Genomic DNA, 15,047 nt, shown 5'->3' with positions numbered 1-15,047 from the left:
GTAGTCGTAGTATAATCTTTGTTAGTCTCGGTTCATGCCGACATACCTCAAGACGAGATATACTAGCATAGCGAGTGATGAAAGTGCTGCTGCCACATACGTCATGGCTGCCCACCAAAGTGCATCTTTGGCTCCGGCATGTTCTTCACCATAAGCGATGCCGGAAGAGTCTAACCATGCGAGCGCTCTATTGCTGGCATCGAACTCAACAGGGAGCGTGATGATACTAAATACCGTAGTGATAAAGAAGGCTATAATGGTGATGAGTAATATAGTTGAGTTGCCTGTCGCCCCCAGAACTCCAAGTGCAAGCATCAGTAAAAATTGCTGTGCTGTGGCTGCAAATTGCACCACAGGAACGATGGCTGATCTGAATTTAAGCATGGCATAAGATGTAGCATGCTGTACAGCATGGCCACATTCGTGTGCAGCGACTGCAGCCGCTGCAACACTTCTTCCATTAAAAACATCAGGGCTAAGGTTGACAGTTTTATTGCCGGGATTGTAGTGGTCTGAAAGGAAGCCGTCTACCGATATGACCTGAACATCATAGATACCATTGTCTTTCAACATTTTTTCAGCGACTTCTTTGCCAGATAATCTTGAATGAAGGCCGACTTGGCTATAATGGTTAAATTTTGATTTCAACCTTGCACTCAGAATCATTCCAACTACGGTTCCAATACCCCCAAGAATCATATATACTAAATAACCACCACCCATTGAACAATATATTTTAGAAATTAAATTTATTAATAACTCGCTAAAAGGTCAAAGCTCTAATCCAGATTTACGACAAATCCCTTTATTCAAGTTCCTCAATTAATGAATTCAGCTCCGAAAAAGTTCCTAAGTACTTCCGGTATCCGAATACCTTCTTCTGTTTGATTATTTTCAAGTAGAGCGGCTACTATGCGCGCCAGTGCTAGAGAACTACCATTCAGTGTGTGTAACAACTGCATATTATTGTCTTCATCCCTATATCTGAGTTTCAATCTATTCGACTGAAAGGTCTCAAAATTCGACACAGAGCTAACTTCTAACCATCTTTCCTGTCCTGCTGACCAAACTTCAAAATCATATGTCATTGCTGAAGCAAATCCCATATCTCCGCCGCATAATCTTAGGATTCTATAAGGTAGTTCAAGACTTTCCATCAATCTGGCTACGTGTGCTACCATTTCCTGCAATGCCTCATAAGATCTCTCTGGTTTCTCTACGCGGACGATCTCCACTTTATCGAACTGGTGGACTCTATTTAGACCCTTGACATGAGCTCCGTATGATCCTGCCTCTCTTCTAAAACAGGGCGTATAAGAGGTCATACAATACGGTATAAGGTGATCAGGCAGAATGTCGTCTCTAAGAATATTAGTGACAGGGACTTCGGATGTGGGAATCAGATAAAGATCATCTTTTTCACAATAATACATCTGACCTTCTTTGTCGGGCAACTGGCCTGTAGCCGTGGCACTGTCTTCATTTACAAGATGAGGAGGCAGTATTTCTTCATAACCGGCTTTAGTATTAAAGTCCAGGAAATAATTAATTAGCGCTCTTTGCAGCTTGGCTCCCTGGCCGCGATAAACTACAAACCCGCTTCCCGTGACTTTCACACCGAGTTTCAGATCAAACAAATTATATTTCTCACCAATCTCCCAGTGAGGGAGCGCATTGGGCGGCAATGTGGGCATAACTCCTGTGAAGTCCTGATATACCATATTGTCATCAGCACCAATGCCAAATGGCACACTTTCATGAGGAATATTCGGGATAGTATATAGATGCTCTTCAAGTTCTTCCTTAAGCGACTTGAGCATTTCTTCTTTGATCTTACTTGAATCTTTAAGCAGGCCTACTCTTACTTTCAAGCTATTGGCTTCATCAATGGCTTTATTTTTCATTAATTCTCCAATAGCCTTTGAGAGATTATTCATCTCTGAAAGTTCAGTTTCCAGAGCAGTTTGTACTTCTTTTCTCTGATCATCAAGTACTATGATCTGATCTATTATCACTAGTTTTTCTTCCGACCAATTCCTTTTTTTAAGGCCAACATCCACTCTATCTCTTTGGTTACGAAGCATTTCTACTTTAAGCATGGGAATAAATTCATTAAATTATTGAAAATTGTAATTTTTAAGGTGCAAATATAGTTTAATAAAAAAAGATATTGTACATTTGCGAAATCATTTCAAGCCGAGAGGGCTTAAGCCATTCAAATCTGGGTTAAGGCTAATTTCAACGAAAGAATTTTCCGAATTAAAGTTTTTTACATTACCAAATCGGTCTTTTAAATTGTGTTATTGGCACTTGGTTTGAAATTTCAAATTTTTATCTTTTAATCTAATTTTAACTCTAGTTTATTCACCAGAATAAATAAATAGTCATAGTTGTTGTCCAAAAAGGGGCCCAACTATTTTTCCAAAAAAAATAACATTTATTTGTATGTATGACATTTTGCAATTGGACAGTATGTTGGTCCCGGAGCTAAGAGAAGTAGCAGAAGCAAATGATCTTAAAGGATATAAAAAATTAAGCAAACAAGAGCTGATTTATAAGATCCTTGATCAACAAGCTTTAAATACTCAGATCACGCCGGAGCAAGTGCTGGCCATGGAAAAGGAAAGCTCAAAAAGCAAACCTCATCAAAAAGAAAGGATTTCCGCTCCAAGACCCAACAACAATCAAGACGAGGAGGAAGCAAACCTTTTCACCACGAGCAAACAAACTAAAGGAGCTGCCGCGGACAAAAAGCCAAAAGCTAAAAAACCTCTTCCTGCTAAGAAAGAAACTAAAACTGCGCAAGCAGAAGGCGAAAGTGCAAAAGGTCCACAGGAACCTGCAGTGATCGAACCAGTTGTTGAAAGAAAAAAATTCTTCACCTCCACTCATCTCAAAACCGCAGCAACAGAAACTGCACCTGCAGATATCGAGAAAAATTCAAAACCCGCAACCGAAACAGTCCAGAATACTCCTGCCGAAAAGCCCTTTAAAGCCAAAAAAGCTCTTAAAACTGAGAATGCTGTGACTGCAAACAATGAAGTTGCTGCTGAAGCGCCTAGAGAAGTTCGCGAATCAAGACAAACAACTAAACCGGAACCTGAAGCCCCAAAATTCAACATTGACTTTGATGGGATGATAGAAGGAGAAGGTATCCTGGAAATGATGTCTGACGGATATGGATTTCTAAGATCTTCAGATTATAATTACTTAACATCTCCTGATGATATTTATGTATCACCTTCACAGATCAAATTATTTGGCTTGAAGACAGGTGATACTGTTAAAGGAGCTATACGACCACCGAAGGAAGGTGAGAAATATTTCGCCCTTCTGAGAGTTGCTAACATCAACGGTCTATTGCCAAGTCAGATCAGAGACAGGGTTCCTTTTGACTATCTAACGCCTTTATTCCCAATCGAAAAATTCAATTTGAGTGGAAGTAAAAATGGTAAAGATTATGGCAATAGGATGATCGATCTATTCACACCGATCGGAAAGGGTCAACGTGGATTGATAGTAGCTCAGCCTAAGACAGGAAAAACCTTCTTATTGAAAGACATCGCAAATGCTATAGCAACTAACCATCCTGAATGTTTCCTAATTGTCCTTTTGATCGACGAACGTCCGGAAGAGGTTACTGATATGAGAAGAAACGTAAATGCCGAAGTAATTGCATCCACATTTGACGAACCAGCAGAGAATCATGTTAAAGTGGCAGGTATCGTACTTGAGAAAGCAAAGAGACTTGTAGAATGTGGCCATGATGTGGTAATCCTTTTGGATTCAATCACAAGACTAGCAAGAGCATACAATACCGTGGCACCTGCCAGTGGTAAAGTATTATCTGGAGGTGTGGAAGCTAATGCTCTGCACAAACCTAAGAAGTTCTTTGGTGCTGCCAGAAAGATCGAAAATGGTGGTTCGTTGACTATCCTGGCTACGGCATTGATCGATACCGGTTCGAAAATGGACGGCGTCATCTTTGAAGAATTCAAGGGTACGGGTAATATGGAATTACAACTTGACCGAACTTTGGCCAACAAAAGATTATATCCTGCCATTGATCTTACCAAGTCAAGTACACGAAGAGACGATCTATTGCTTGATAAAGAAACATTACAACGCATGTTTATCCTTAGAAATCAGCTTGCTGATATGCGTCCTGATGAAGCAATGGAATTCCTCAGAAAGTATATTCTTGGAACAACCAGCAATGAAGAATTTCTGACCTCAATGAATGGTTAGTATCTAAATTGAAAATATAGAAGTCCCTTATGACGCATGTTGTAGGGGATTTTTTTTTGTCCAATATTAAATTTTCTTAATTTTGGAGAAAATGGCAACGTTATTGGAGGTGAGAGGGTTATGAGATTAGGAGAGGGGTGGAGAATTGAAAATTGAAAATTGAAAATTGAAAATGGGGCGAAGAGTGGGAAGGATATATCTAATTTGACTTTTGGCTTGTAGTTAAAAGCTTATGGCTTTAATTCCTCTGAAGCAATTTGCATGTAGAAATCAGTGCAATCAAAGAAATCAATTTAATCAGTGGTTCAGACAAATTAATGATGGTTATTGGCAGGAAAGGGAAAGTTGAAAATGAGGAAGGAAAAATGAGCAATGGAAAATTACGGCATCGCTAATGTATTCTAACATATGAATTTACGAATTCAAATCTTTCAAAAAATTAAATATAAATATCATTTACATCACATAGTAAACCCTTAATTGAAAATGAGCATAAAAAGAATTCTTGCACCAACAGACTTTAGTGAAGTCTCTAATAAAGCTATTGATGTGGCAGTGGCAATCGCTACCAAAGGCGATGCTGAGATCGTATTGATGCATACATCTCTTCCTACGGAAGGGATCAATAGCAATGTGTACGCTGCCATCTATATCCACGAATATCTTGAGATCAAGAGAAAAAACCTACAACAGATGGCTGAGCGCCTGAAGGAAAAAGGATTTGATGGTAAAATATCTACCGATAATAAGGTAGATTTTACAGTTCCTTCTATCGTAAACGCTGCAGCGGAATTTGAGGCTGATCTCGTTATAATGGGCTCTACTGGGACCAGTGGACTCAGTGGGGTGATTCTTGGAAGCACAGCAGGCGGGGTTTTATCAAAGATCGATCATCCTTTATTTCTTATTCCAAAGGATTATGTCTTGCCTGAAAGTGGCCATTTACTCATCGGTACTGACTACAAAACAGCTGTTGATCCAGGTTCTTTGAACATAATTGAATTCTTCAAGGAGAAACTTAATTTTAGAATCCAACTTATCCATATCGAAAAAGAAGGGGAAGAAAATGTAGATAGAGAAAAATATGTTAGAGATAATTTTAAATCTCTGATAGATGGAAGTATTAGCATACCTGGTGGTAAGGTTGAAGAAGCCCTATTGAAACTCAAAGAAAAATATACTAATGCTGTATTGTGTACCGTAACTAAGAAGCGTAATTGGTTTGAGAATATTTTTTACCACAGCGTATCGAAGTCGCTAGCACATTATTCTGATGTTGCTTTGTTGTGTTTGCATGAAGAGTAGGTTTCGGCTGATGGCTATTGGCTGATGGCTGATGGCTCCATAGTAGTAGCGAGAATTGTTTGTGTCTTTAGGAAAGGGGAATTGAAAATTGAAAATTGAAAATTGAAAACGACGCGAAGATTAGGAAGTAATGCCTAAAGCTTAATGCTTATAGCTTTTGGCCATTGGCTGTTGGCTCCATATTGGTATCGAGAGGTTTAGGAGGAAGGGGGGCTCCATAATGGTATCGAGAATAGTTTGTATTCTTAGGAAATTGAAAATGGTGCGAAGTTTGGGAAGTATTTATTGGTGCAATTTCCGGGCTAAAGCTTAATGTTTATAGCTCATGGTCAATGTCATTAAGTTAAGCAATTGAAATCAATAATCTATTATAGACTATATTTCGGTGCCCTGCACCTGATAGTCTATCAAATCTATTTCTATAAATATCCCTTTGCGCTGCACCTTTGCTTTTCTTCCAGGTGCAGCGCACCACAATATTTATCGAGTTCGTATGAAGGCTGCTCCAAGGTGCAGCGCACCGGGATATTTTGAAAGAACCTATGGCCATAACTTTATGACATTGAGCTTATGCCAGAAGGCTAAATTTGTTTAAAATACAAATCATAATAGTATCGTGGGTAACACCATCATTTGTAATTTATCATTTATAATTATTTACAGCACACCCATCACCCTATCCTATCACCCGATCACCCTATCACCTGATCACCTGATCACCCTATCACCCTATCACCTGATCTAACTCCCTATCAATTAAATTTTTACATAATTAAATAAATACCAATCATTTATCCTAAAAATACTTTTAAAATAAATTTTGATATTCAAAAACATTGACTTACCTTTGTCCCACTTTTCTAAAAACATTTAATTATTAATTCCTATGAAACGGACATTCCAGCCTTCAAGGCGTAAAAGAGTAAACAAACACGGATTCAGATCTCGTATGAGTACTAAAAACGGTAGGAGAGTCCTTGCCAACAGAAGAGCGAAGGGAAGGCACAAGCTGACTGTTTCTGATGAGATGAAGACTAAGTAAGTTATCTTTATAAAACAAAGAGTAGGCTATTGGGCTATTGCAGCTTGATAGCCTATTTTATTTTAACGTGAAACGAACCTTTGCACTTCCCCGCGACAATAAACTCAAAAGTATTGTCACTATCTCAGAACTATTCAATGAGGGCAAAAGCCAATTTACTTATCCTATAAAGATGGTTTATTCCGTCCAACCTTCTTCTGGTCGGCTACTTTCCTTCAAAGTTGCTGTCTCGGTTCCAAAAAAACTATTTAAAAAGGCGGTGGATCGCAATACCTTAAAACGTCGGTTAAGAGAATCTGTTAGGCTGAATCAGGCATCCCTACATGAAATATGCCAATCCGCAAACATTAGCCTCGACTTTATGTTGATCTTTGTAGGTAAAGAAATGACTGATTATCAACAAATCGACAAAGCTGTCCGTTCTTTATTTGAAAAATTAACCAGAAATGTTCAATAAAGTAAACTTCTTCATATTCGATCAACGAATCCGACCCGCTTTAAAGCTTTTACTTATTGTCCTTTTTTTATCTTCAACCCTACATGTTTCTTTTGCACAAAAGTTTCTTCAATTAGAAAAAGACTTTGTTAAAACCAAACTCAAATATGGCTCAGGGGATGAGATCATCTTCAAACTCAGACAAAGTGATCAATGGATCCGAACTGCAATTGATGAGATAGATGTGGACAATAATGTCATACATATGTTTGGATTGACTGTGCCGATCGATTCAATTGAATATATAAAAAGTTACAAACCTTTCATATCTCCTGTCATTGGCGAAGTGCTGTGGAAGGCCGGACTTGCTACATTTGCTACTTCGGCATTATATGGTATATTTTTCCAACCTCCTAATACTCTGGACTTTCTTATAGCAACAAGCGCGATTGCCCTGTCAGGATTGGGACTCAAGCAAATGGCAAAGATCAGAAAAGTATATCCGATAGGCAATAAATACAATTTAAGAGCCATAGATGTCACCATTTATTTACAAGATGAGTCGGCCCGACCATAATATTCACAGTATTTTAACACGCAGGATGCAACACGCTTTAGCGTTTTGATGTTTTTATGAGCATGAAATCAAAAATTTCTTTCGGTATTCTTAGTATTCTCTTACTATCACTTGTTCGAGTTGAGGCTCAAGATATACCTATGGTTAATTTTGATGGGTTGGCACCTTTCTTATCAAAGAAAAATGACACCACCTATGTCGTGAATTTCTGGGCAACATGGTGTAGACCTTGCGTGGAAGAGCTTCCATACTTTCTTGAGGCTGAAGAAAAATTTAAAGGACAGAAAGTTAAATTCATCATGGTAAGTATGGATTTTCCAAAAATGTTGGAAAGTCGCTTAAAGCCATTTCTCCAAAAAAATAAATTACCCGGGCAAGTCATTTTATTGAATGATCCTGACGGTAACACCTGGATTCCAAAAGTAAATAAGGATTGGGACGGAGCTATCCCTGTCACTTATATCTATAATAAAGAAAAAAGTATCTTTATCAGCACTAATTTTGAAAATGCTGAGCAACTAATAAAAAACATTAATTCAATAAATTAAAAAACACATGAAACTATTTCTTTCTTTTCTAAGTATAGCCTTTCTATATGTCGGAATTTCTGCCTTTACAATGCCGGCTGATGGTGGCTATAAAGTAGGTGATACTGCTTCAGATTTTAAACTTAAAAATGTGGATGGCAAGACCGTTTCGCTGGCAGACTTTAAAGACGCTAAGGGTTATATCGTTATTTTCACCTGCAATCATTGCCCCTTTTCTGTCGCTTATGAAGACAGAATCATAGCACTTAATAATAAATATGCCAGTCAGGGTTATCCTGTCATAGCTATCAATCCCAATGATCCTGCAGTTTCTGAAGGTGACAGTTACGAGCTGATGCAAGAAAGATCCAAAGAAAAAGCATTCACCTTCCCCTATCTATTTGATGATGGGCAGAAAGTATTTCCTGTATATGGAGCTACGAGAACACCGCACGTCTTTTTGTTAGATAAAAACCGTGTTGTCAAGTACATTGGAGCTATCGATGACAATGTAAACGAACCTAAAAGCGTTCAGGTTAAATATCTGGAAAATGCTATTGAAGCATTAAAATCTGGAAAGGAAATCAAGACGAGTTATACAAAAGCCGTTGGTTGCTCGATCAAGTTAAAAAAATAAGTTTTGAGTATGTTTATCAAAAGAGAAGCGCCGCAATGCTTCTCTTTTTTTATGTCCGGAACATTCTTTTATTTATAAGGCAGAATGCCTTAATTGATCCGGATCATTTAATTCAAAATGAAAACAATGGCAAGCTTGCTTTTTATTATTTGGTCATTTAAGGAAAAATGTGCGCCGGTAAAAAGATAAACAAGTCCAATACCGAAAAGGCTTCATAATAAACCGTTTACATTTGGATAACCTATTGTCGGCTCGGAATTCAACTACAAAAATTTGGTCCAAGAATAAAATACGATCCGCTTAATCTTTATAGCCCTGTTCCTTGCCTATTGATTTGATACTCATAATTTTTATTCATATTTCTGTACCTGCCCTTTAGTATCAATTGAGAATTGTTTTTTCTAATCTCTGAAATAACATCATCAGCGCTCGAGACTTTCATGCCATTGACTTCATTTATAATGAAACCTGATTCCATGGCGGTTTTCCCTGAAGGAGTATTTTGATAGATCGTGTGAACTATAACTCCTTTCTCTCCATTCCGCATTATTTGTTCTCTGAGTTCTATACCTATCGCCTTCAATTCCAAATCAGACCTAATGATCACATCAAAAGCGGTTGAAATAGGACTTGTCAACTTGAGTGATCCTGTATAGGAATTATTGCTTCTTAAGTATTTTACGTTAACAATATCTCCCGGTTTATATAATGCTATTTGTTCCTGAAGGGCCGGACATGAGCGAACGATTTTACCATTAATTTCAGTAATTATATCACCATACAACATTCCTGCCTTTTCAGCTGCTGAACCTTGAGAAATTCGATTTATAAAAACGCCAGTTTCCGGATCTACTCCAATTTTCTTTGACAAAGCATCGCTTATATCTTCGATACCAACGCCAAGCATAGCCCTCTGAACCTTGCCATAAGACATAATGTCGCTGACCATTTTACGTACAATATTGCTAGGTATTGCAAAAGAATAACCTTCAAATTTTCCACTTTTAGTAAAGATAGCAGTATTTACCCCTATGAGTTCGCCACGCGCGTTAAGTAATGCACCACCACTATTGCCTTCATTGAATACAGCGTCTGTTTGGATGAAAGATTCAAGAGGGTAAGCACCTTTTAAGAGATCGATAGTTCTTCCTTTAGCAGAGACTATTCCGCTGGTGACAGTAGAGCTGAGCTGATAAGGGTTGCCAATAGCGATGACCCATTGTCCGATCTGGACTGAATCACTATTGCCGAGAGATAAAAAAGGCAAAGAAGATTTATTGATTTTAAGAACTGCAATATCTGTTGATTCATCTGAACCAATGAGGGTGGCTTTCCATTTTTTCTTGTCAGAGGTCATGACCTCAAAAGAATTGCCCATGGAGATTACATGATGATTGGTAACGATGTAACCATCTTCTGAAATAACTACTCCCGAACCCTCTGAAATGACAGCATTCTCTTCATTGTTCCAAAATTCATAACCACCATTTCTAACAGCTATTTTGACCACAGCTGGTGTCCCTATTCTGGCTGCATTAATAAAATCTATCGGAGGGTAACTACTAGAAGAACCTAAACTATGGTTAACAAACTTGCTCCAGGCGTTTTGGTCAGTATTCTTTAACTCCTTATCCTTACTTGAAAACAAGCTAAAAAGGACAGTACTTAAGAGGACAGATAATGCTATGATTATTAGATCTTTTTTTTGGATCATGCTTGTCATTTTTGAAACAATTAACTGATAATCAATTAAGAGAATTAAAGTTAAACAAATGAAACGAAATACTCTTAGCTTTGTTTTATCAAAATCACAAGTGACATAACTCAATAACAAAAAATTAAGATTAAATAGTGGAAATTAATTTTAGTAAATATCAGGGTGCAGGGAATGATTTCATTATGATCAATGGCTTTGAGTATGATGAATATAAATCATTGACCCAACATCAGATTGAAATACTATGTGATCGGCGCTTTGGTATTGGTGCGGATGGATTGATTGTCATTAAACCAACACCTAAGTATGATTTCGAGATGCTGTATTATAACGCAGATGGATTTCCCGGGTCTATGTGTGGTAATGGCGGCAGATGTTCTTTCAGGTTTGCACAAGACATCCAAATTATAGGAGAAAAAGCTGATTTCAAAGCTAGTGATGGGCCCCATTCAGCTTTCCTGAATAGCGATGGCATGATCTCGCTCCAAATGAAAGATGTAGATCAGATCAAGGAAATAGAACATAATTTTTTTGAACTCAATACTGGTTCTCCGCACATTGTTAAGATAGTTGCCGATCTTTCAGAAGTGAGTGTGGTCAATGAGGGAAGAGCCATCAGAAATAGTGAGCCCTATATTAAGGACGGAATCAACGTCAATTTCGTCCAACTATTTTCAGATCATATGTTAGTTGCTACATATGAACGAGGAGTAGAGGATGAAACTTTATCCTGTGGCACCGGCGTGACCGCTTCAGCATTAGTTGCCATGAAAAAAGGGTGTTTCAGCGAAAAAGTGGAGGTCAGAACAAAAGGAGGAATACTAAATGTAATGGCAATCATGGATAAATCCGGAAAAATGTCAAATATTTGGTTGACAGGTCCGGCTGTATTTGTATTTGAGGGATGTATTGAGCTGTGAGATGAAATGGAAAATTTATAAAGGGGCGAAGGAGAGTGAGTAGTTTTTCATGTTAAGGGTGGCCTAAAGCTATAGGCTGATACCCAATGGCCAATAGCCAATAGCTGATGGCTTCGTTGCAGAAAATAGGATACCTTTCTTTCACCAACCATCAATTCGTCAGGAAAAATTCAGTGTAATCTAATAAATCAATTAAATTCCTGCCTTTGTTGGCAAGCAAGCGAGGATCAGACAAATAGCCAAAAGCTGATTACTGTATCATGATTACTGATTAACAATAATACTAATACTGACATACTCTAATACTGACATACTCTAATACTGACATACTTTAATACTGACATACTAACTACAGCATCAACTCCAGATTCATTTTAGCATTTTTTAATTCAGCCAGCGCATGCTGATCGCTCATTTTGGTAGCCATAAACACTCCTTCCTCATATATTTGAAGGGCATCTTCTGCATGTCCTATTTCTTCATAAAGCTTTGCGAGATGATAATAGAGACCTACGTAGGATGGATTTGCTTTTTTTAATTCCAAATAATAATGCTCTGCCTGATCCGGCATATCGTTAGTTTCATATTCTTTAGCCACAGCAAATAAAATAAAACTGTCATGCGGATCCTGCTCCAGAAGATCCATTAGTTCTGTCAATCGTTGCGTCATCATTTCTCCACTTTTTTATAGGACTAAATTACAAATTACAAGTGTATTCTTTCGCCAAAAGCGTTGCTATGGTTGTATATTAGAATACATTGATGACTATCATCTGTTATGTAAATATAATCATTCATTATTTGGTAAAAGAAAATTTACATGCCTAATTTTCACCTGGATAATGTAGAATGCTTCAAATCCTTAACCTGCAATGCATTAGACTCCTGAAAAAAGTTAAAACTTTTTTGCTTTTTTAGTGCTTGATTTAAAAGCTACATTATAGGACTTTACAATTATTTTTTCAGAATATTTTTCCTTATCTTTGCAGCTTTTAAAACGAAATATTATTCCGATTATGGACGACAATCCTGATCATTTTAAAATACTATTTCGTTGAGCAAATCTTCGCTCTTTTGTTGAATAAATGATATTTAATTTTTAATCTATGAAAATATTGGTTTGCATCAGCAAAACTCCTGATACGACAGCTAAAATAGCTTTTAAAAATGATGGTCGTGACTTTCAGGCGGATGGCATACAATTTATAATGAATCCTTACGATGAATGGTATGCATTGGTCAGAGGACTTGAACTTACTGAAACCAGTGGCGGAACTGTTACGGTTATAAATGTAGGTTTGGCGGACAATGATACGATTATCAGAAAAGGACTGGCTATCGGAGCCTCTGACGCTGTGCGCATCAATAAAGATCCCGAGGGAGCCTGGGATGTGGCGCATCAACTGGCAGCCTATATAAAAACACAACAATACGATTTAATCCTTTTGGGAAAAGAGACTATTGATTATAATGACTCTGAAGTAGGAGCTACACTGGCAGAATTATTAGACCTGCCCTTTATTTCATATGCAAATAAACTGGACATAACCGGAACTTCTGCAACTATCAACAGAGAGATCGAAGGTGGAACAGAAACGATGGAGGCTCAATTGCCTTTGGTAATTTCCTGCGCAAAAGGTATGGCTGAACAGCGTATCCCTAATATGAAAGGTATTATGACAGCTAAAAGTAAACCACTTGTAGTAGTTGATCCTGTGACTGTAGTTGATCATGTTACGCTGGTGACTCATGAACTGCCTCCGGCTAAACAATCAGTCCATATGATCGCTCCTGAAGACACAGATGAGTTGATTAGACTTTTGCACGAAGAGGCAAAAGTGATCTGATCTTATTTAGTTAAATCATTTCCCAATAATTCAAAAAAAGATATCTTATGTCAGTTATAATATTTGCAGAGTCTACAGATGGAAAAGTCAAAAAAAATGCATTTGAAGCTGTAACTTACGGCAAGAAAACAGCCGAGTTGATGGGCACTTCCTGCAAAGCCTTTACTTTAGGACTTGCCGAAAACGCTAACGAACTTGGCGCATACGGAGCTGAGGAGGTTTACAATATTTCAGATGAGGTTTTTAATAATTTTGATTCACAACTATTTACAAGAGCCATTGCAGATGTATTTAATCAATTGGGTGGTACTATCCTAATTTTGGCAAATACCGCTATGGGTAAGTCACTTACAGGAAGGCTGTCAGTGAAACTGGATGCTGGTTGTGTATCAGGAGCAAGTGGATTACCTCAAAATAATGCTGGGTTTCAGGTTCCTAAAAGCGTTTATTCAGGAAAAGCAAAAGCCCTTTACAATATAAGTTCGGATAAAAAGATCATATCACTGATGGGAAATGCCATCAAGCCTGAGAAAACCGGAAGTGCAGTAGATGTTAAATCCTTATCAGTAAATATAGGTACTCCAGCCATCAAAGTTATCTCTAGAAAAACAGTTAGCGGAATAGTGCCATTACCTGAAGCTTCTTTGGTTGTATCTGCTGGACGTGGTCTTAAAGACCCTTCAAATTGGGGAATAGTAGAAGAACTCGCCTCAGAACTAGGCGCTACTACTGCCTGTTCAAGACCAGTAGCTGATTCAGGATGGAGACCTCACCATGAGCATGTAGGACAGACAGGTGTAGCTATCAGACCTACATTATATATAGCACTGGGAATATCAGGAGCAATACAGCACCTGGCAGGGGTGAACAATTCCAAAGTGATCGTAGTAATAAATAAAGATCCGGAGGCTCCTTTCTTTAAAGCAGCGGATTATGGTATCGTCGGTGATGTATTTGATGTCGTACCAAGATTGATAGAATCAGTAAAGAAATTCAAAGCAAGTCACTAAACTAGACTTTCTCGTAAATTTGGTTTTAAATTAATTTCATGATTTAAAACTCATTTTTCTATGTACATTTGATTAAAATAAAGCCTCGGTGGCCTCAGGAAAAAAAATACTATTAGAAATTGTTGCACTATCTCATAGCGTGACACAGTCCAACAACTACGCAGTTGTATTAGGAGAGAAAAAAGGTGGGCGGAGACTACCCATCGTCATAGGAGGTTACGAAGCCCAGGCTATCGCAGTATCTATGGAAAGAATGGTGCCAAACAGACCACTTACCCATGATTTGTTTAAAAATGCTTTTGATACTTTTGGTATTCAGATCGTAGAGATTATTATAAGTGATTTAGTAGAGGGTATTTTCTATGCCCAATTAGTGTGTGAAAGAAATGGAGAAGTTTACGAGATAGACAGCAGAACATCAGATGCACTTGCTATGGCAGTTCGATTCGAATGTCCGATATACACATTTGATACTATTCTTGAGACAGCCGGTGTTGTGCTGGAAATTGCCCCTGATGGTGATGAAGAAGAGGAAGCATATGATGAAAGCAATAGTTACTCCACGAAATCATCTGAGACTTTGACAGAACTTCTTGAAGAAGCACTTGGTGAAGAAAATTATGAAAAAGCAGCCAAGATCCGCGATGAGATCAAAAAACGCAAAGGGACTAGCTGAACATAGCTATAATATTTAATTTATATCAATTGCTTACTTTTGAAGTTTTGGTCACAATACACCCATGAAGATAAATACCACTTGTAAATCAGAATAGTTTAAACA

Annotated in this window: 15 protein-coding genes; 11 read left to right on the top strand and 4 right to left on the bottom strand. The window is 37.9% G+C overall.

All coding sequences use genetic code 11. The annotated features are described in order from the left end of the window. Window positions 1-21 precede the first annotated feature (21 nt). Complete coding sequence (locus IPI15_RS18155; RefSeq protein WP_287405232.1) at window positions 22-723, bottom strand: zinc metallopeptidase; 702 nt, start codon at window positions 721-723, stop codon at window positions 22-24. Between the two features lie 95 nt (window positions 724-818). Continuing rightward, window positions 819-2,099, bottom strand: a complete 1,281-nt coding sequence (serS, locus tag IPI15_RS18150) for a serine--tRNA ligase (RefSeq protein WP_287405231.1) — start codon at window positions 2,097-2,099, stop codon at window positions 819-821. A gap of 346 nt (window positions 2,100-2,445) precedes the next feature. Between serS and rho the strand changes: the two genes are divergently transcribed. The 7 genes from rho (at window position 2,446) to IPI15_RS18115 (ending at window position 8,772) form a co-directional block, all read left to right on the top strand. Continuing rightward, window positions 2,446-4,248, top strand: coding sequence for a transcription termination factor Rho (gene rho / locus IPI15_RS18145; protein ID WP_287421666.1), 1,803 nt, complete (start codon window positions 2,446-2,448; stop codon window positions 4,246-4,248). Between the two features lie 486 nt (window positions 4,249-4,734). Next, window positions 4,735-5,553: a universal stress protein gene (locus tag IPI15_RS18140; protein ID WP_287405229.1), complete on the top strand. Its 819-nt coding sequence runs from the start codon at window positions 4,735-4,737 to the stop codon at window positions 5,551-5,553. Between the two features lie 886 nt (window positions 5,554-6,439). Then, window positions 6,440-6,595: a 50S ribosomal protein L34 gene (gene rpmH, locus IPI15_RS18135; RefSeq protein ID WP_287405227.1), complete on the top strand. Its 156-nt coding sequence runs from the start codon at window positions 6,440-6,442 to the stop codon at window positions 6,593-6,595. Window positions 6,596-6,662: 67 nt separating this feature from the next. Beyond that, window positions 6,663-7,052, top strand: coding sequence for a ribonuclease P protein component (rnpA, locus tag IPI15_RS18130; protein ID WP_287421665.1), 390 nt, complete (start codon window positions 6,663-6,665; stop codon window positions 7,050-7,052). Further along, complete coding sequence (locus IPI15_RS18125) at window positions 7,042-7,608, top strand: hypothetical protein (protein WP_287421664.1); 567 nt, start codon at window positions 7,042-7,044, stop codon at window positions 7,606-7,608. Before rnpA ends, IPI15_RS18125 begins: the two co-directional genes overlap by 11 nt. Window positions 7,609-7,670: 62 nt before the next feature. Further along, complete coding sequence (locus tag IPI15_RS18120; RefSeq protein WP_287421663.1) at window positions 7,671-8,156, top strand: TlpA disulfide reductase family protein; 486 nt, start codon at window positions 7,671-7,673, stop codon at window positions 8,154-8,156. A 7-nt stretch (window positions 8,157-8,163) separates the two neighbouring features. Continuing rightward, the gene (locus tag IPI15_RS18115; protein WP_287405223.1) at window positions 8,164-8,772 is read left to right on the top strand and encodes a thioredoxin family protein; all 609 of its coding nucleotides are present in this window, start codon (window positions 8,164-8,166) and stop codon (window positions 8,770-8,772) included. Window positions 8,773-9,079: 307 nt separating this feature from the next. Here the strand turns inward: IPI15_RS18115 and IPI15_RS18110 are convergent, their stop codons facing one another. Beyond that, entirely contained in the window at window positions 9,080-10,486 is a 1,407-nt protein-coding gene (locus IPI15_RS18110; protein ID WP_287405222.1) for a trypsin-like peptidase domain-containing protein, read from the bottom strand. Between the two features lie 137 nt (window positions 10,487-10,623). Here IPI15_RS18110 and dapF point away from each other — a divergent pair, with 137 nt between their 5' ends. Further along, window positions 10,624-11,409 (top strand): diaminopimelate epimerase, encoded by a 786-nt coding sequence (gene dapF, locus IPI15_RS18105; protein ID WP_287405221.1) that lies wholly within the window; start codon window positions 10,624-10,626, stop codon window positions 11,407-11,409. Between the two features lie 349 nt (window positions 11,410-11,758). Here dapF and IPI15_RS18100 read toward each other — a convergent pair whose 3' ends face one another. Beyond that, complete coding sequence (locus tag IPI15_RS18100) at window positions 11,759-12,082, bottom strand: hypothetical protein (protein ID WP_287405220.1); 324 nt, start codon at window positions 12,080-12,082, stop codon at window positions 11,759-11,761. A 433-nt stretch (window positions 12,083-12,515) separates the two neighbouring features. On the opposite strand from IPI15_RS18100, the gene IPI15_RS18095 reads away from it, so the two are divergent. The 3 genes from IPI15_RS18095 (at window position 12,516) to IPI15_RS18085 (ending at window position 14,942) form a co-directional block, all read left to right on the top strand. Further along, complete coding sequence (locus IPI15_RS18095) at window positions 12,516-13,256, top strand: electron transfer flavoprotein subunit beta/FixA family protein (protein ID WP_287405219.1); 741 nt, start codon at window positions 12,516-12,518, stop codon at window positions 13,254-13,256. A 47-nt stretch (window positions 13,257-13,303) separates the two neighbouring features. Continuing rightward, complete coding sequence (locus tag IPI15_RS18090) at window positions 13,304-14,266, top strand: electron transfer flavoprotein subunit alpha/FixB family protein (RefSeq protein ID WP_287421662.1); 963 nt, start codon at window positions 13,304-13,306, stop codon at window positions 14,264-14,266. 88 nt (window positions 14,267-14,354) lie between these two features. After that, window positions 14,355-14,942: a bifunctional nuclease family protein gene (locus IPI15_RS18085; RefSeq protein WP_287405217.1), complete on the top strand. Its 588-nt coding sequence runs from the start codon at window positions 14,355-14,357 to the stop codon at window positions 14,940-14,942. The last annotated feature ends 105 nt before the right edge of the window (window positions 14,943-15,047 follow it).

The sequence above is a fragment of the Candidatus Brachybacter algidus genome (genome assembly GCF_016707225.1).
GTDB classification, from domain to species: domain Bacteria; phylum Bacteroidota; class Bacteroidia; order Chitinophagales; family Saprospiraceae; genus Parvibacillus; species Parvibacillus algidus.
Note: the sequence above shows the minus strand (reverse complement) of the source record. Positions and strands in the feature narration are given on the sequence as shown.